This window comes from Luteibacter sp. 22Crub2.1 (genome assembly GCF_900167995.1).
In the GTDB taxonomy this organism is placed as follows: domain Bacteria; phylum Pseudomonadota; class Gammaproteobacteria; order Xanthomonadales; family Rhodanobacteraceae; genus Luteibacter; species Luteibacter mycovicinus.
Genome location: NZ_FUYT01000017.1, coordinates 86,393 through 103,014, shown reverse-complemented (window position 1 = coordinate 103,014; position 16,622 = coordinate 86,393). Strand labels below are relative to the sequence as shown.

Here is a 16,622-nt window from a genome sequence, read left to right as displayed (position 1 = left end):
GATGCGCTGGACAGCTGGATTCCGGAGCCGGAGCGCGTGATCGACAAGCCGTTCCTGCTGCCGGTCGAAGACGTGTTCTCGATCTCGGGTCGCGGCACGGTGCTGACCGGTCGCGTCGAGCGCGGCATCGTCAAGGTGGGTGACCCGGCCGAAGTGGTCGGTCTGAAGGACACCCAGCAGACGACGGTCACGGGCGTGGAAATGTTCCGCAAGCTGCTGGACCAGGGTCAGGCCGGTGACAACGTCGGCGTGCTGGTTCGCGGCCTGAAGCGTGAAGACGTCGAGCGCGGCCAGGTGCTGGCTGCTCCGAAGTCGGTCACGCCGCACACCGAGTTCGAGGGTGAGGTTTACATCCTGTCGAAGGACGAGGGTGGCCGTCACACGCCGTTCTTCAGCAACTATCGTCCGCAGTTCTACTTCCGTACCACGGACGTGACCGGTTCGATCAAGCTGCCGGAAGGCGTCGAGATGGTGATGCCGGGCGACAACGTGAAGATCTCGGTGACCCTGGGCTTCCCGATCGCCATGGACGAAGGCCTGCGCTTCGCGATCCGCGAAGGCGGTCGCACCGTCGGCGCCGGCGTCGTCGCCAAGATCAACAAGTAAGATAAGTGATGCCGGCCCCTCGGGGTCGGCACCCGGTCGCGGGGCGGGTCGGTCTTTGGCTGCCCGCCCCGCGGTTCAACGGTTTCATTTGTACGCCAGTAGCTCAATTGGCAGAGCAGCGGTCTCCAAAACCGCAGGTTGGGGGTTCGAGTCCCTCCTGGCGTGCCACTTTTCGAGGAACGACGGCGGTTGACGCCGGGCGCAAGCAGGCGGTTTCGCTCGCTACGTCCGTCAGGCACCAGGCCAAGCGCGCATGAACACCAAGGCAGAACAAGCCAAGAGTATGGGCCCGGCCGATTTCGGCAAGCTGGCGCTCGCGCTGGTGGTGCTCGTCGCCGGCATCGTCGGTTTCTACTATTTCAGCGATAACCCGAGCGTGCCGTCCTTCGCACGCGTCGTCGGCGTTATCGCGGCGGTCGTCGCCGCCATGGCGATCGGTGCCTTTACGGTGCCCGGCCGCAAGCTGCGTGGTTTCATCTCCGAATCGCAGTTCGAGTTGCGCAAGGTCGTCTGGCCGTCGCGCGACGAAACGTTGAAGACCACCGGCATCATCATTGTGGTCGTCATCATTCTCTCGCTGCTGATGGGGCTGATCGACTGGTTGCTTAAAACCATCGTGCTCGATTGGCTGCTTAAGCTCGGACATTGAGGTAAGGCATGAGCAAGCGCTGGTACGTGGTTCACGCCTATTCGGGTTTCGAACAGCAGGTTCGCAAGGCCCTGACCGAGCGCGTCGTGCGCGAAGGTATGGAAGAGAAGTTCGGTGAGATCCTGGTTCCGACCGAGGAAGTCATCGAGATGCGCGGCGGCCAGAAGCGTCGCAGCGAGCGCAAGTTCTTCCCGGGTTATGTTCTGGTCCAGATCGAAACCGATACGAGCGGCAAGGTGCCGCGCATCGACGACGAATGCTGGCATCTGGTCAAGGAAACCCCGAAGGTCATGGGTTTCATCGGCGGCACCGCCGACCGTCCGCACCCGATCCGCGATACCGAGGCTGACGCTATTCTCAGCCGCGTGCGCGAGGGTGTCGAAAAGCCCCGTCCGAAGGTTCTCTTCGAGCCGGGCGAGATGGTTCGCGTCACCGAAGGTCCGTTCAACGACTTCAATGGCGTCGTCGAAGAAGTCAACTACGAAAAGAGCCGCCTGCGCGTCGCGGTGCTCATTTTCGGTCGTTCTACCCCGGTCGAGCTCGAGTTCGGCCAGGTGGAGAAGGCCTAAGGGCCTCCTGGCGGGATCGCTCCCGCCCATTCGGCATCGGGTTGCTTAGCCCGGGTCGGACGCCTATAATGCCCGGTCCACGCTGGAGCCTTGCGCTTCGGCGTGTCCGCGTTTCAGGGGTTCGCAGGTGCGGATCCCCTCACCACCACGGAAGGTCAACAGCGAGGAGCCGCAAGGCGTCAGCACTCGCGAGGAAAGTTAAATGGCAAAGAAAGTCATTGGTTACATCAAGTTGCAGGTCAAGGCCGGTCAGGCTAACCCGTCGCCGCCGGTCGGTCCGGCCCTCGGTCAGCGCGGCCTGAACATCATGGAGTTCTGCAAGGCGTTCAATGCCGCCACGCAGAAGCTCGAGCCGGGTCTCCCGATCCCGGTCGTGATCACGGCCTACTCGGACCGTACCTTCACCTTCATCACGAAGACCCCGCCGGCCTCGATCCTTCTCAAGAAGATCACGGGCGTGGCCAAGGGCTCGCAGAAGCCGAACACCGACAAGGTCGGTAAGGTCACCCGCGCCCAGCTCGAGGAAATCGCGAAGCAGAAGGAGCCGGATCTCACGGCTGCTGATCTCGAAGCCGCCGTGCGTACGATCGCCGGCAGCGCGCGTTCCATGGGTCTGGTGGTGGAGGGTTAAGTCATGGCAAAGCTCACTAAGCGTATGAAGGCCGCATCGGCCGCTGTCCAGCCCGGCAAGACCTATGGTCTCGACGAAGCGCTGAAGATCGTCAAGGACAACGCCAAGGCCAAGTTCGGCGAGTCGGTCGACGTCTCGGTCCGTCTCGGCATCGACGCGAAGAAGTCCGACCAGGGCGTTCGCGGTTCCTCGCTGCTGCCGCACGGCACCGGCAAGACCGTTCGCGTGGCCGTGTTCGTGCCGCCGGGTGAGAAGGCTGACGCCGCTCTCGCCGCCGGCGCCGACGCTGTCGGTATGGACGACCTCGCCGAGAAGATGGCCGCTGGCGATCTGAACTACGGCCGCGTCATTGCTACGCCGGACGCGATGCGCGTTGTCGGTAAGCTCGGTCAGGTCCTCGGTCCCCGTGGCCTGATGCCGAACCCGAAGGACGGCTCGGTCACCGCCGACGTCGCCACGGCCGTCAAGAACGCCAAGGCCGGCCAGGTCAAGTTCCGTAACGACAAGGGTGGCATCATCCACGCCACCATCGGCAAGGCGAGCTTCGAAGCCGCCCAGCTGGCCGACAACCTGAATGCCCTGATCGCCGACCTGCTGAAGGCCAAGCCTTCCGCAGCCAAGGGTCAGTACATCCAGAAGGTCGCGCTGTCGAGCACCATGGGCGTGGGCGTGCCGGTCGATACCTCGACCGTGAACACCTCGGCCAAGTAATTAGTTTTACGGCCCCCGCCGGTTCGCCGGTGGGGGAACGTTTTTGAGGGCAGCCGGGGGCGTAAGTCCGCGGTAGCCGTCAAAGACCGTAGGCGCGTTCAGCGCGCGACGGCGACGAGCAGGGAGCTCGTGTTGGCATGGAAACGCCGTCGTCGTTAGCGGGTTCGCTTAATCGGGTACCTCGCGGTGTCCGGCCTGCGTAGATGGTGTAGCCCCTTCCGTATTCGTTTCGAATGGGGAAAGGCCACCACCCGGGACACGTCGTGTCCCCGACGTCAGGACGATGTCGCCCAGGACCGCAAACGGCAGGAGTCGTGAGCGGAGTTCAATTGGAGGAGTGCAATGGCTCTCAATCTGTCCCAGAAGCAAGAAGTAGTCGCAGAGCTGGCAGAAATCGCCGCTAAGGCTCACTCCTTGGTCGCTGTCGAGTACGCAGGCACCACGGTCTCTCAGATGACCGCGATGCGTAAGAAGGCACGCGAGTCGGGCGTTTTCTTGAAAGTTGTCAAGAACACGCTCGCCGCCCGCGCTGTCGCCGGAACCGAGTTCGAGGTCGTCCAGGACGCTCTCGTCGGTCCGCTGCTTTATGCGTTCTCGCTCGAAGAACCCGGCGCTGCCGGGCGCGTGATCAAGGAATTCGCAAAGGCTAACGACAAGCTCATCCCGAAGGTCGTTTCGGTGGAAGGCAAGCTGCTTCCCCCGGCGCACGTCGACGTTCTCGCGTCGCTGCCGACCCGCCAGGAAGCGCTTGCCATGCTGGCCCGCGTCCTGTCCGAACCGGCTGCGATGTTCGCACGCGCCGTCAAGGCTGTGGCCGATCAGCAGGGTGGTGGCGAAGTCGCCGCCGACGCCCCGACCGAAGCCGAACCCGCCTAAGTTCGCCGACTTTTCTCATCGAAACCATTTAAAGGTAAGAAACAATGTCCACCCTGACCACCGAACAGATCGTCGAAGCCATCAAGGCCAAGTCCCTGATGGAAATCATGGAACTGGTTAAGTCGATCGAAGACACCTTTGGCGTCTCGGCTGCCGCTCCGGTTGCCGCCGCTGGCCCGGCCGCTGCCGGCCCGGCCGCTGAAGAGCAGACCGAGTTCGACGTGATCCTCAAGTCCGCCGGCGACAAGAAGGTCGACGTCATCAAGGCTGTCCGCGCCATCACCGGCCTCGGCCTGAAGGAAGCGAAGGACCTGACCGAAGCCGGTGGCGTCGTGAAGGAAGCCGCTTCGAAGGACGACGCTGCCAAGTTCAAGAAGGATCTGGAAGCTGCCGGCGCCACGGTCGAACTCAAGTAATCGGCGCCTTGCGCGCCAGTAGTTCGACATAGCGTCAAGTGAGCCTGGGGGCGTAAGCCCCCGGGCTTTGGCCGTTCAGCGGCCTGTTCGAAGCGTCACGCGTCATGTTCCACGCTGTCCCTGTCGGAAATGGGACATCGGGAGTCGAGGGCAGCGATGCCCTGCGGTACGAATCTCGATCTCCGATTTTCGATCCATCCGATTTTTGATTGACCCATTACTGAGTCGAGGCGGTACCTACCATGACCTACTCGTTTACCGAGAAGAAGCGCATCCGTAAGGACTTCGGCAAGCGCCCGCCCGTGCTGGGCGTGCCCAACCTGCTGACCATCCAGACTGACTCGTACAAGGAATTCCTGCAGGAGCAGCTGAGCTCCAAGCAGCGCGAAGAGAAGGGCCTCCACGCCGCCCTGAAGTCGGTGTTCCCGATTTCCAGCTATTCCGGCAATGCCGCGCTCGAGTACGTCGACTACAGGCTCGGCGAACCCGCGTTTGATGAACGTGAATGCCGCAACCGTGGCATGACGTTCGGTGCGCCGCTGCGCACGACCGTTCGCCTGGTGATCTACGACAAGGACAGCCCGGCTTCCAAGAAGGCCGTGAAGTACGTCAAGGAGCAGGAGGTCTACATGGGCGAGATCCCGCTCATGACCGACACCGGCACCTTCATCATCAACGGCACCGAGCGCGTCATCGTCTCGCAGCTGCATCGTTCGCCGGGCGTGTTCTTCGATCACGACCGCGGCAAGACGCACAGCTCGGGCAAGCTGCTGTTCTCGGCTCGCGTCATTCCTTACCGTGGTTCGTGGCTCGACTTCGAGTTCGACCCGAAGGACGCGCTGTTCACCCGTATCGATCGTCGCCGCAAGCTGCCGGTGACGGTGCTCCTGCGCGCGCTCGGTTACGGCAACGAAGAGATGCTCGACATCTTCTTCGAGCACAACGTGTTCCACCTGGGCAAGAAGGGCGGCGTCACGCTCGATCTCGTCGCCGAGCGCCTGCGCGGTGAGACCCTCTCGTTCGACCTGCTGGTCGACGGCAAGGTGCTGGTCGAGGCCGGCAAGCGCATCACCGCGCGTCACGTCCGTCAGCTGGCCAGCGAGAAGATCACCACGCTCGAAGTGCCGGACGACTATCCGGTCGGCCGTATCGTCGCGATCGACATGATCGACAAGGACACCGGCGAGATCATCGCCGCGGCCAACGACGAGCTCACCCTCGAGCACCTCGAGAAGTTCCGCAAGGGCGGTATCGAAACCGTGCCGACGCTGTACGTCAACGATCTCGATCGTGGCGCGTACATCTCGAACACGCTGCGCATCGACAACACGCGCACGCAGCTCGAGGCCCTGGTCGAAATCTACCGGATGATGCGTCCGGGCGAGCCGCCGACCAAGGACGCCGCGCAGAACCTGTTCTTCAATCTGTTCTTCACCTTCGACCGTTACGACCTTTCGGGCGTCGGCCGCATGAAGTTCAACCGCCGTGTCGGCCGCAAGGACGTCATCGGCCCGGGCGTGCTCTACGATCACAAGTACTTCTCCGAGCGCAAGGAAGAAGAGTCGCAGCGTCTGGTCGCCGAGCAGGGCGAGACCTCCGACATCCTCGACGTCCTGCGCGTCCTGATCGACATTCGCAACGGCACCGGCACGGTCGACGATATCGATCATCTCGGTAACCGTCGCGTGCGTTCGGTCGGCGAAATGGCGGAAAACACCTTCCGCATCGGTCTCGTCCGTGTCGAGCGCGCGGTTCGCGAGCGTCTGTCGCTGGCTGAATCCGAAGGCCTGACCCCGCAGGAACTGATCAACGCCAAGCCGGTCGCGGCGGCGGTGAAGGAGTTCTTCGGTTCGTCGCAGCTCTCGCAGTTCATGGATCAGAACAATCCGCTGTCCGAAGTGACCCACAAGCGCCGCGTGTCGGCGCTCGGACCAGGCGGCCTGACGCGTGAGCGCGCCGGCTTCGAAGTCCGCGACGTTCACCCGACCCATTACGGCCGTGTCTGCACCATCGAAACGCCGGAAGGTCCGAACATCGGCCTGATCAACTCGCTGGCCGTGTATGCCCGCACCAACGCTTACGGCTTCCTCGAGACGCCGTACCGCAAGGTCGAGAACGGCAAGGTCACCGACAAGGTCGATTACCTCTCCGCGATCGAAGAGGGCGACCACGTCATCGCGCAGGCGAACTCGCCGCTGTCGAAGGAAGGCAAGTTCCTCGAAGACTTCGTCTCCTGCCGCTTCCGTGGTGAGTCGGAGCTGCGTCCGTCGGCCGAGATCAACTACATGGACGTTTCGCCCATGCAGACGGTGTCGGTCGCGGCGGCACTCGTGCCGTTCCTCGAGCACGATGACGCGAACCGCGCTCTGATGGGCGCGAACATGCAGCGCCAGGCCGTTCCAACCCTGCGCAGCCAGAAGCCGCTCGTCGGCACGGGTATCGAGCGCGCCGTGGCGCGTGACTCGGGCGTTACCGTGTCCGCCAAGCGCGGCGGTGTCATCGACCAGGTCGATGCCGCCCGTATCGTCGTGCGCGTCAACGAAGCGGAAGTGGACGAGAACGACGCCGGCGTCGATATCTATACGCTGACCAAGTACACCCGCTCCAACCAGAACACCAACCTCAATCAGCGTCCGCTGGTGAACGTCGGTGACATCGTGGCGGTGGGCGACACCCTGGCGGACGGTTCCTCGACCGACCTCGGTGAGCTCGCGCTCGGCCAGAACATGCTCGTCGCGTTCATGCCGTGGAACGGCTACAACTTCGAAGACTCGATCCTCATCTCCGAGCGCGTGGTCCAGGAAGATCGTTACACCTCGATCCACATCGAGGAAATGACCTGCATCGCCCGTGACACCAAGCTGGGTGCCGAGGAAATCACCGCCGACATCCCGAACGTGGGTGAGCAGGCGCTGGCTCGTCTGGACGAATCCGGCATCGTGTACATCGGTGCGGAAGTGAAGGCGGGCGACATCCTCGTCGGCAAGGTCACGCCCAAGGGCGAGAGCCAGCTGACGCCGGAAGAGAAGCTCCTCCGCGCCATCTTCGGCGAGAAGGCGTCGGACGTTAAGGACAGCTCGCTGCGCGTGCCCCCGGGCATGGACGGCAATGTCATCGACGTGCAGGTCTTCACCCGCGACGGTATCGAGAAGGACAAGCGCGCCAAGCAGATCGAAGAGACCGAACTGAAGCGGATCCGCAAGGATCTGGACGATCAGTTCCGCATCCTCGAAGGCGCCATCTACGCACGTATGCGTGCGCAGCTCGTCGGCAAGTCCGCGATGAGCGGTCCGGGCGGTCTCAAGCGTGGCACCGTCATCGACGACGCCTACCTCGATACGCTGAAGAAAGACGACTGGTTCAAGATCAACGTCAAGGAAGAGGAAGTCTCGGAGTTCCTCGAGCGCGCGGCCGACCAGGTCAAGCGTCACCGCGAGGCCTTCGACAAGCGCTTCAAGGAGAAGCAGGGCAAGATCACCCAGGGCGACGACCTCGCTCCGGGCGTGCTCAAGATGGTCAAGGTGTACCTCGCCGTTAAGCGCCGCATCCAGCCGGGCGACAAGATGGCAGGCCGCCACGGCAACAAGGGTGTCGTGTCGATGATCGTTCCGGTCGAAGACATGCCGTTCTCCGCCGACGGCCGTCCGGTCGACATCTGCCTGAACCCGCTGGGCGTGCCTTCGCGTATGAACATCGGTCAGATTCTCGAGGTCCATCTGGGCTGGGCCGCCAAGGGCCTGGGCCACAAGATCTCGGCCATGATCGAAGCCAACGAGAAGCCGGCGAAGCTGCGCGAGTTCCTCGACGAGGTCTACAACCACGGCAATGCCGGTGCGGAAGGTGCGGTGCGCCACGTCGACCTCAAGTCGATGACGGACGCCGAGATCATCCAGCTCGCCGACAACCTGCGCGACGGCGTCCCGATGGCCACCCCGGTCTTCGACGGCGCGGAAGAAACCGAGATCAAGCACATGCTGAAGCTCGCCGGCCTGCCGGAATCCGGTCAGACGGTGCTCTTCGACGGTCGTACCGGCGAGGCATTCGATCGCCCGGTCACCGTGGGCTACATGCACATGCTGAAGCTGAACCACCTCGTCGACGACAAGATGCACGCGCGTTCGACGGGCCCGTACTCGCTCGTTACCCAGCAGCCGCTGGGCGGCAAGGCGCAGTTCGGTGGCCAGCGCTTCGGCGAAATGGAAGTCTGGGCGCTCGAGGCCTACGGCGCCGCGTACACCCTGCAGGAAATGCTGACCGTGAAGTCGGATGACGTGCAGGGCCGCAACCAGATGTACAAGAACATTGTCGACGGCAACCACGAGATGTCCGCGGGTATGCCGGAATCCTTCAACGTGCTCGTGAAGGAAATCCGTTCGCTCGCTATCGATATCGAGCTGGAAGAGATCAAGTGATCGTCGCGGCTACCGGAGATTACGCATGAAAGACCTGCTCAATCTGTTCAACCAGCAGCGACAGACGCTGGACTTCGACGCGATCAAGATCGCTCTGGCTTCGCCGGAGCTGATCCGTTCGTGGTCGTACGGCGAAGTGAAGAAGCCGGAAACCATCAACTACCGCACGTTCAAGCCTGAGCGTGACGGTCTGTTCTGCGCGGCCATCTTCGGTCCGATCAAGGACTACGAGTGCCTGTGCGGCAAGTACAAGCGCATGAAGCACCGCGGCGTGGTCTGCGAAAAGTGCGGTACCGAGGTCACCCTGGCCAAGGTCCGTCGCGAGCGCATGGGCCACATCGAGCTGGCCAGCCCGACCGCGCACATCTGGTTCCTGAAGTCGCTGCCGTCGCGCATCGGCCTCATGCTGGACATGACGCTGCGTGACATCGAGCGCATCCTGTACTTCGAAGCCTTCGTGGTTATCGATCCAGGCCTGACCGCGCTCGAGCGCGGCCAGCTGCTCAGCGAAGACCAGTACCTGGAGGCGACCGAAGAGCACGGCGACGAGTTCGATGCCCGCATGGGTGCCGAGGCCGTCTACGAGCTGCTCAAGAGCCTCGACCTGCCGGGCGAAGTCATTCGCCTCAAGGAAGAGATCTCTTCGACCAATTCCGAGACCAAGCTCAAGCGCCTCACCAAGCGCGTGAAGCTGATCGAGGCGTTCCTCGAGTCGGGCAACAAGCCGGAATGGATGGTCATGACCGTCCTGCCGGTGCTGCCGCCCGATCTGCGTCCGCTCGTCCCGCTGGACGGCGGTCGTTTCGCCACGTCCGATCTGAACGACCTCTACCGTCGCGTGATCAACCGCAACAACCGCCTCAAGCGTCTGCTCGAACTCGCCGCGCCGGACATCATCGTCCGCAACGAGAAGCGCATGCTGCAGGAGTCGGTCGATGCGCTGCTCGATAACGGCCGTCGCGGTCGTGCCATCACCGGCACGAACAAGCGCGCGCTGAAGTCGCTCGCCGACATGATCAAGGGCAAGCAGGGTCGCTTCCGTCAGAACCTGCTCGGCAAGCGCGTCGACTACTCGGGCCGTTCGGTCATCGTGGTCGGCCCGACGCTGCGTCTGCATCAGTGCGGTCTGCCGAAGAAGATGGCGCTCGAGCTGTTCAAGCCCTTCATCTTCGCTAAGCTGCAGGCTCGTGGCGAAGCCACGACGATCAAGGCCGCGAAGAAGCTCGTCGAGCGCGAAGAGGCACAGGTCTGGGACATCCTGGAAGACGTGATCCGCGAACATCCGGTCATGCTCAACCGCGCCCCGACGCTGCATCGTCTGGGCATCCAGGCGTTCGAGCCGGTCCTCATCGAAGGCAAGGCGATCCAGCTGCATCCGCTCGTCTGCACAGCGTTCAACGCCGACTTCGACGGTGACCAGATGGCCGTCCACGTGCCGCTGTCGATCGAGGCACAGCTCGAAGCGCGCGCCCTGATGATGTCGTCGAACAACATCCTGTCGCCCGCCAACGGCGAGCCGATCATCGTGCCGTCGCAGGACGTCGTGCTCGGTCTGTACTACATGACCCGCGAGCTGATCAACGCGAAGGGCGCCGGCATGGTGTTCGCGAACGTCGGCGAAGTGCGTCGTGCGTACGACAACCGCGCCGTCGAGCTGCACGCCAAGGTCAAGGTCCGCGTTCACATCACCGAGCAGGACTCGGAGGGTGCGACGTCGTCGCGTACCGCCATCGTCGACACGACGGTGGGTCGTGCGCTGCTTATGGAGATCATCCCGGACGGCCTCCCGTTCGCGCTGGTCAACACCGAGCTGACCAAGAAGAACATCTCGCGCCTGATCAACCAGAGCTACCGTTTGCTCGGTCTGAAGGAATCGGTCGTGTTCGCCGACAAGCTGATGTACACCGGCTTCCGTTTCGCGACGCGCGCCGGTATCTCCATCGGCATCGACGACATGAAGATTCCGGCTGAGAAGAAGGGCATCCTCGAGGAAGCCGAGAAGGAAGTCGTCGAGATCCAGGAGCAGTACCAGTCGGGTCTCGTGACCGCCGGCGAGCGTTACAACAAGGTCGTCGACATCTGGTCCCGCACCAACGAACTCGTCGCCAAGGCGATGATCGACGGTATCGGTACCGAGAAGGTCCAGGATCCGGAAGGCAAGACGGTCAACCAGAAGTCCATGAACTCGCTGTACATCATGGCGGACTCCGGCGCGCGTGGTAGCGCGGCGCAGATTCGTCAGCTGGCGGGTATGCGTGGCCTGATGGCCCGTCCGGATGGCTCGATCATCGAGACGCCCATCAAGGCGAACTTCCGCGAAGGCCTGAACGTCCTGCAGTACTTCAACTCGACCCACGGTGCTCGTAAGGGCCTCGCGGATACCGCGCTGAAGACCGCCAACTCCGGCTACCTGACCCGTCGTCTCGTCGACGTGGCGCAGGACGTCGTCATCACCGAGCACGATTGCGGCACGGAAGACGGCGTCATGATGTCCCCGATCGTCGAAGGCGGTGACGTGGTCGAGCCGTTGCGCGAGCGCGTGCTGGGTCGCGTGGTGGTCGAGGACGTCTACGCCCCCGGCGACGACGACCAGGCCATCGTGACCCGCGACACGCTGCTCGACGAGTATCTGGTCGACAAGCTCGACAAGGCTTCGGTGCAGCTGATCAAGGTCCGTTCGCCGATCACCTGCCGTGCGAGCCACGGTGTCTGCGCCCTCTGCTACGGCCGCGATCTGGCCCGTGGTCACCTGGTCAACATGGGTGAGGCCGTGGGTGTGGTCGCCGCTCAGTCGATCGGTGAGCCGGGTACCCAGCTGACGATGCGTACGTTCCACATCGGTGGTGCGGCGTCTCGTGCGGCAGCGGTCGATAACGTCACGGTTCGTACCACCGGCGCGCTGAAGTTCAACAACCTGAAGTCGGTCGAGCACAACCAGGGTCACCTGGTCGCCGTCTCGCGTTCGGGCGAAGTGAGCGTCATTGATGCCAACGGTCGCGAGCGTGAGCGCTACAAGGTGCCTTACGGTGCGACGATTTCGGTGAAGGACGGCGACCCGGTCAAGTCCGGTCAGACCGTCGCCAACTGGGATCCGCACACCCACCCGATCGTCACGGAAGTGGCGGGCGTGGTGCGCTTCATCGACTTCATCGACGGCATCACCGTGCAGTCGCAGACCGATGAACTCACCGGTCTCGAGTCGGCGGTGGTCACCGATCCGAAGCGTCGCGGTACGCAGGCCAAGGATCTGCGCCCGATCGTTCGCCTGGAAGACAGCAAGGGCCGCGAGCTCAAGCTGCCGGGCACGGACATCGCGGCTCAGTACTTCCTGCCGGCCGGCGCGATCGTGTCGATCCAGAACGGTACCGAAGTGGGCGTGGGCGACGTTGTCGCTCGTATCCCGCAGGAGACCTCGAAGACCCGCGACATCACCGGTGGTCTGCCGCGCGTCGCCGATCTGTTCGAAGCCCGCAAGCCGAAGGAGCCGGCGATCCTCGCGGAGCGCTCCGGTATCGTCAGCTTCGGCAAGGACACCAAGGGCAAGCAGCGTCTGATCATCAAGGACGTGGACGGCAACGAGCACGAAGAGCTGATTCCGAAGTGGCGTCAGGTCATCGTCTTCGAAGGCGAGCACGTGGAGAAGGGCGAAACCGTCGTCGACGGCGAGCCGAATCCGCACGACATCCTGCGCCTGCTGGGTGTGGAGCCGCTGGCTTCGTACCTGGTCAAGGAAATTCAGGACGTCTACCGCCTGCAGGGTGTGAAGATCAACGACAAGCACATCGAAGCGATCATTCGCCAGATGCTGCGTAAGGTCGAGATCACCGAGGCGGGCGACAGCACCTACCTGCGCGGTGAGCAGGTCGAGCGCGTCCGGATCAACGAAGAGAATGACCGTGCGGAGGCTCGTGGTGAGCGTCGCGCCGGCTTCGAATCGGTCCTGCTGGGCATCACCAAGGCATCGCTGGCCACCGAGTCGTTCATCTCGGCGGCATCGTTCCAGGAGACCACCCGCGTCCTCACCGAGGCAGCGGTTCGCGGTACCCGGGATACGTTGCGGGGCCTGAAGGAAAATGTTATTGTTGGGCGGCTAATCCCTGCAGGTACGGGTCTGGCATACCACGCTTCGCGTCGTAGCCAGGGCGGTCTGACGGCTTCGGAGCTCGAAACCCTCTCGGGTTCGGCATCGACTGTCACGTTCGCTGAATCCGCTGCCGGGTCCAACGATAGCGCTGAGTAAGGCCCGTATCGCGGGTTTTGCTTGTACATACGAAATGAGGCGCAGGGACGCGCCTCGTGTTCGGATTCAAGGACGATGGGCGTCAGTTCGCTTCGCGGGCGGCGCACGTCAACAACGTTCTTATGGCGGGCCGATCTTTCGGTCTGCCTTTATGTTTCTCAGGAATAGCTTCGCATGACGACAGTCAACCAGTTGGTGCGCAAATCCCGCAGCCCGAAGGCGTACAAGAGCGCCTCGCCGGCCCTGCAGAGCAGCCCGCAGCGCCGCGGCGTCTGCACGCGCGTGTATACGACCACCCCGAAGAAGCCGAACTCGGCGCTGCGTAAGGTTGCCAAGGTGCGCCTGACCAACGGTTTCGAAGTCATCAGCTACATCGGTGGCGAAGGTCACAACCTCCAGGAGCACTCAGTGGTCCTGATCCGTGGCGGTCGCGTCAAGGATCTCCCCGGTGTGCGTTATCACACGGTTCGCGGCAGTCTCGACTGCGCCGGCGTGACCAAGCGTCGCAAGTCGCGCTCGAAGTACGGCGCCAAGCGCCCGAAGAGCTGAGTAAAGGACAAGAATTATGTCGCGTAAAGGTTCCCATCCCGCCCGTGTGGTCCTCCCGGACCCGAAGCACGGAAGCCAGCTGATCGCCCGCTTCATCAATATGGTGATGAAGTCCGGCAAGAAGTCCGTCGCCGAATCCATCGTGTACGGCGCCCTGCAGCACATCGGCGAAAAGCACGCCGAGCCGGTGCAGCTTGTCGAGAAGGCTCTGGGCAACATCGCCCCGGCCGTCGAAGTCAAGTCGCGTCGTGTCGGTGGTGCTACGTACCAGGTGCCGGTCGAAGTCCGTCCGGGCCGTCGTATGGCGCTTGCCATGCGCTGGGTGATCGACGCGGCGCGCAAGCGCGGCGAGACGTCCATGCCGCGCAAGCTGGCCGCTGAACTGCTCGAAGCCTCGGAATCCCGTGGCGGCGCCGTCAAAAAGCGCGAAGAAACGCACCGCATGGCGGAGGCCAACAAGGCCTTCTCGCATTACCGCTGGTAATTACAGCTCCAGATTGAGGAAAGACCGTGGCACGCACTACGCCCATCGAGCGCTACCGCAACTTCGGCATCATGGCTCACATCGACGCCGGCAAGACCACGACCACGGAGCGCATCCTGTTCTACACCGGTGTCAGTCATAAGATTGGCGAGGTGCACGACGGTGCCGCTACGATGGACTGGATGGAGCAGGAGCAGGAGCGCGGCATCACCATCACTTCCGCTGCCACCACGGCATTCTGGAAGGGCATGGATCGTTCGCTGCCCGAGCACCGCTTCAACATCATCGACACCCCGGGACACGTCGACTTCACCATCGAAGTGGAGCGCTCGCTCCGCGTCCTCGACGGTGCGGTGTTCGTGCTCTGCGCCGTGGGTGGCGTGCAGCCGCAGTCCGAAACCGTCTGGCGTCAGGCCAACCGGTACAAGGTGCCGCGCCTTGCGTTCGTCAACAAGATGGACCGCACCGGCGCGAACTTCTACAAGGTCGTCGACCAGCTGAAGGCTCGTCTCGGCGCCAACCCGGTCGAGATGCAGGTCCCGATCGGTGCCGAAGATGGCTTCGAGGGCGTCGTCGACCTCCTCAAGATGAAGTCGATCATCTGGGACATGGAGTCCCAGGGCATGAAGTTCGAGTACCAGGACATCCCGGCGAACCTCCAGGAAAAGGCCGAGTCGGCCCGTACCGCCATGATCGAAGCCGCGGCCGAGGCCACGGAAGAGATGATGGACAAGTACCTGGGCGGCGAAGAGCTGACCGAGGAAGAGATCATTGAGGGCCTGCGCCTGCGCACGCTCAAGAGCGAGATCATCCCGGTGTTCTGCGGCACGGCGTTCAAGAACAAGGGCGTCCAGGCGATGCTCGACGCGGTCGTCAATCTGCTCCCGTCGCCGCTCGACCGTCCGCCGGTCGAAGGCATCGACGAGGACGAGAAGCCGGATACCCGTCCGGCCAAGGACGACGCTCCGTTCTCGGCGCTCGCGTTCAAGATCATGACCGACCCGTTCGTCGGCGCGCTGACGTTCTTCCGTGTCTATTCGGGCACGCTGAACGCCGGTGACCAGGTGTATAACCCGGTCAAGTCGAAGAAGGAGCGCATCGGCCGCATTCTGCAGATGCACGCCAACGAGCGTCACGAACTGAAGGAAGTCCGCGCGGGCGACATCGCCGCCGCGGTCGGCCTGAAGGACGTCACGACCGGTGACACGCTGTGCGCGCAGGATCACGTCATCACTCTGGAGCGCATGACGTTCCCGGAGCCGGTGATCTCGATGGCGGTCGAGCCGAAGACCAAGTCGGACCAGGAAAAGATGGGTATCGCCCTCGGCCGTCTGGCCGCGGAAGATCCGTCCTTCCGCGTCAAGACGGACGAAGAGTCGGGCCAGACGATCATCTCGGGCATGGGCGAGCTTCACCTGGACATCCTGGTGGACCGCATGCGTCGCGAGTTCAACGTCGAAGCCAACGTCGGCAAGCCGCAGGTCGCTTACCGCGAGACGATTCAGGATTCGGACGTCAAGTCGGACTACAAGCACGCCAAGCAGTCCGGTGGTAAGGGTCAGTACGGTCACGTCGTGATCGAGCTGTCGCCGATCACCGATGCCGACCGCGCCGATCCGAAGCTGGTCATCAAGGACGACTTCCTGTTCATCAACGACATCACCGGCGGCGTGATCCCGAAGGAATTCATTCCCTCGGTCGAGAAGGGCCTCCGTGAGACGATCACCAGTGGTCCGCTCGCGGGCTTCCCGGTTGTCAACGTCAAGGTGAAGCTGGTCTTCGGTTCGTACCATGACGTCGACTCGTCGGAAATGGCGTTCAAACTCGCCGCATCGATGGCGTTCAAGCAGGGCTTTGCCAAGGCGAAGCCGGTTCTGCTCGAGCCGATCATGAAGGTCGAGGTCGTGACGCCCGAAGACTACGTCGGTGACGTCATGGGCGACATCAGCCGCCGTCGTGGCATGCTGACTGGTCAGGAAGAGACGCCGTCGGGTAAGACCGTCAACGCGATGATTCCGCTCGGCGAAATGTTCGGCTACGCGACCTCGCTGCGCTCGCAGACCCAGGGTCGTGCGACGTTCACGATGGAATTCGATCATTACGAGCCGGCGCCGAAGAATGTCGCCGACGAGGTCATGAAGAAGTCCTGATCGGACTTCTTCATAAAAACTTTTAACGATTTTTCAGAGGTTTCAGAGTCATGGCAAAGGGTAAGTTCGAGCGTAAGAAGCCGCACGTCAACGTCGGCACCATCGGTCACGTCGACCACGGCAAGACCACGCTGACCGCCGCGCTGACCAAGATCGGCGCCGAGCGTTTCGGTGGCGAGTTCAAGGACTACGGTTCGATCGATGCGGCGCCGGAAGAGAAGGCACGCGGCATCACGATTTCGACCGCGCACGTGGAATACGAGTCGCCGAACCGTCACTACGGTCACGTCGACTGCCCGGGCCACGCCGACTATGTGAAGAACATGATC

General features: G+C 62.8%; 13 protein-coding genes and 1 tRNA gene. All 14 read left to right on the top strand.

Annotated features, from left to right (window positions below; all coding sequences use genetic code 11):
* Positions 1-606, top strand: a 606-nt coding sequence (locus B5X73_RS17515) for an EF-Tu C-terminal domain-related protein (protein ID WP_079522710.1), incomplete at its 5' end; no start/stop codon positions are given.
* Between the two features lie 92 nt (positions 607-698).
* Positions 699-774, top strand: a tRNA-Trp gene (locus B5X73_RS17510).
* Positions 775-859: 85 nt separating this feature from the next.
* On the top strand, positions 860-1,255 hold the full coding sequence (secE, locus tag B5X73_RS17505; protein WP_051943919.1) for a preprotein translocase subunit SecE: 396 nt from the start codon (positions 860-862) through the stop codon (positions 1,253-1,255).
* 8 nt (positions 1,256-1,263) lie between these two features.
* Positions 1,264-1,824, top strand: coding sequence for a transcription termination/antitermination protein NusG (gene nusG, locus B5X73_RS17500; RefSeq protein ID WP_036115527.1), 561 nt, complete (start codon positions 1,264-1,266; stop codon positions 1,822-1,824).
* Between the two features lie 202 nt (positions 1,825-2,026).
* Positions 2,027-2,455 (top strand): 50S ribosomal protein L11, encoded by a 429-nt coding sequence (rplK, locus tag B5X73_RS17495; protein ID WP_036115523.1) that lies wholly within the window; start codon positions 2,027-2,029, stop codon positions 2,453-2,455.
* 3 nt (positions 2,456-2,458) lie between these two features.
* Positions 2,459-3,166 (top strand): 50S ribosomal protein L1, encoded by a 708-nt coding sequence (gene rplA / locus B5X73_RS17490; protein WP_036115519.1) that lies wholly within the window; start codon positions 2,459-2,461, stop codon positions 3,164-3,166.
* Between the two features lie 342 nt (positions 3,167-3,508).
* Positions 3,509-4,042, top strand: a complete 534-nt coding sequence (rplJ, locus tag B5X73_RS17485) for a 50S ribosomal protein L10 (protein ID WP_079522709.1) — start codon at positions 3,509-3,511, stop codon at positions 4,040-4,042.
* Positions 4,043-4,086: 44 nt separating this feature from the next.
* Positions 4,087-4,458, top strand: a complete 372-nt coding sequence (gene rplL, locus B5X73_RS17480; RefSeq protein ID WP_036115514.1) for a 50S ribosomal protein L7/L12 — start codon at positions 4,087-4,089, stop codon at positions 4,456-4,458.
* Positions 4,459-4,700: 242 nt separating this feature from the next.
* The gene (gene rpoB / locus B5X73_RS17475) at positions 4,701-8,870 is read left to right on the top strand and encodes a DNA-directed RNA polymerase subunit beta (RefSeq protein WP_036115511.1); all 4,170 of its coding nucleotides are present in this window, start codon (positions 4,701-4,703) and stop codon (positions 8,868-8,870) included.
* 25 nt (positions 8,871-8,895) lie between these two features.
* Entirely contained in the window at positions 8,896-13,110 is a 4,215-nt protein-coding gene (rpoC, locus tag B5X73_RS17470; protein ID WP_043692604.1) for a DNA-directed RNA polymerase subunit beta', read from the top strand.
* A 174-nt stretch (positions 13,111-13,284) separates the two neighbouring features.
* The gene (rpsL, locus tag B5X73_RS17465) at positions 13,285-13,659 is read left to right on the top strand and encodes a 30S ribosomal protein S12 (protein WP_036115505.1); all 375 of its coding nucleotides are present in this window, start codon (positions 13,285-13,287) and stop codon (positions 13,657-13,659) included.
* A gap of 16 nt (positions 13,660-13,675) precedes the next feature.
* Complete coding sequence (gene rpsG / locus B5X73_RS17460) at positions 13,676-14,143, top strand: 30S ribosomal protein S7 (protein WP_036115503.1); 468 nt, start codon at positions 13,676-13,678, stop codon at positions 14,141-14,143.
* Positions 14,144-14,169: 26 nt separating this feature from the next.
* On the top strand, positions 14,170-16,293 hold the full coding sequence (gene fusA, locus B5X73_RS17455) for an elongation factor G (RefSeq protein WP_079522708.1): 2,124 nt from the start codon (positions 14,170-14,172) through the stop codon (positions 16,291-16,293).
* Between the two features lie 50 nt (positions 16,294-16,343).
* On the top strand, positions 16,344-16,622 hold a 279-nt coding region (locus B5X73_RS21400; RefSeq protein ID WP_254857327.1), incomplete at its 3' end, for a GTP-binding protein.

Coding starts and splice junctions, on each gene's coding strand:
- secE (WP_051943919.1), top strand. CDS start 860: ATGAACACCAAGGCAGAACAAGCCAAGAGTATGGGCCCGGCCGATTTC.
- nusG (WP_036115527.1), top strand. CDS start 1,264: ATGAGCAAGCGCTGGTACGTGGTTCACGCCTATTCGGGTTTCGAACAG.
- rplK (WP_036115523.1), top strand. CDS start 2,027: ATGGCAAAGAAAGTCATTGGTTACATCAAGTTGCAGGTCAAGGCCGGT.
- rplA (WP_036115519.1), top strand. CDS start 2,459: ATGGCAAAGCTCACTAAGCGTATGAAGGCCGCATCGGCCGCTGTCCAG.
- rplJ (WP_079522709.1), top strand. CDS start 3,509: ATGGCTCTCAATCTGTCCCAGAAGCAAGAAGTAGTCGCAGAGCTGGCA.
- rplL (WP_036115514.1), top strand. CDS start 4,087: ATGTCCACCCTGACCACCGAACAGATCGTCGAAGCCATCAAGGCCAAG.
- rpoB (WP_036115511.1), top strand. CDS start 4,701: ATGACCTACTCGTTTACCGAGAAGAAGCGCATCCGTAAGGACTTCGGC.
- rpoC (WP_043692604.1), top strand. CDS start 8,896: ATGAAAGACCTGCTCAATCTGTTCAACCAGCAGCGACAGACGCTGGAC.
- rpsL (WP_036115505.1), top strand. CDS start 13,285: ATGACGACAGTCAACCAGTTGGTGCGCAAATCCCGCAGCCCGAAGGCG.
- rpsG (WP_036115503.1), top strand. CDS start 13,676: ATGTCGCGTAAAGGTTCCCATCCCGCCCGTGTGGTCCTCCCGGACCCG.